The 839-nt window shown below is 74.5% G+C and carries 1 protein-coding gene; it reads left to right on the forward strand.

Features of this window, described 5'->3' with window-relative positions:
* Positions 1 to 839: condensation domain-containing protein (locus K206_RS40495; protein WP_043367947.1), on the forward strand; the 839-nt coding region annotated here is incomplete at both ends.

The following is an 839-nucleotide window of genomic DNA, read 5'->3' on the forward strand; positions in this document are numbered from 1 at the left end:
CTGCAAGGCCGCGATGCCGGCGCGGCGCAGGCGTTCTGGAGCGCGCAGCTGCGCGGCTTCGACACGCCGACGCGGCTGGCCGAGGCCGTGCCCGCGCCCGATGCCGGCAGCGGCTACGGGCTCCTGCAGCACGAATGCGACGCCGCGCAGACGGCGCGGCTGGCGGCCTTCGCGCGCGCGCAGAAAGTCACCGTCAACACGCTGGTGCAGGCCGCGTGGCTGCTGCTGTTGCAGCGCTATACGGGCCAGCGCCGCGTGGCGTTCGGCGCCACCGTGGCCGGGCGCCCGGCGGAGCTGCCCGGCTCGCAGCAGATGCTGGGCTTGTTCATCAACACCCTGCCGGTGATCGCGGCGCCGCGCCCCGAGCAGGCCGTGGGCGACTGGCTGCGCGAGCTGCAGGGCTTCAACCTGGCCGCGCGCGAGCACGAGCACACGCCGCTGTCCGACATCCAGCGCTGGGGCGGCCAGCCCGGGCAGCGGCTGTTCGACAGCATCCTGGTGTTTGAGAACTTCCCGCTGGAAGACGCGCTGGCCCCGGCCGCGCGCAGCGGCCTGGCCATCGAGACGCGCGCCAGCACCGGCCTGACCGAATACGAGATGGACGTGGAAGTGAGCCTGCGGCAGACGCTGCGGCTGGGCTTCACCTATATGCGGCGCGCCTTCGACGAGGCGCAGGTCGAGCGCATCCGCGCGCAGCTGCTGGCGCTGCTGGAAGCCATCAGCACGCGGCCCGGGCAGGCGCTCGGCTCGCTGGGCCTGCTGGCCCCGCGGGCGTCCGCCGAGCTGCTGGCGCTGGGCCAGGGCGAGGCGCCGCCCGCCGATGGCCTCGCCGTGCACCA

It is taken from the genome of Cupriavidus sp. WS, from assembly GCF_000395345.1.
In the GTDB taxonomy this organism is placed as follows: Bacteria; Pseudomonadota; Gammaproteobacteria; order Burkholderiales; family Burkholderiaceae; genus Cupriavidus; species Cupriavidus basilensis_B.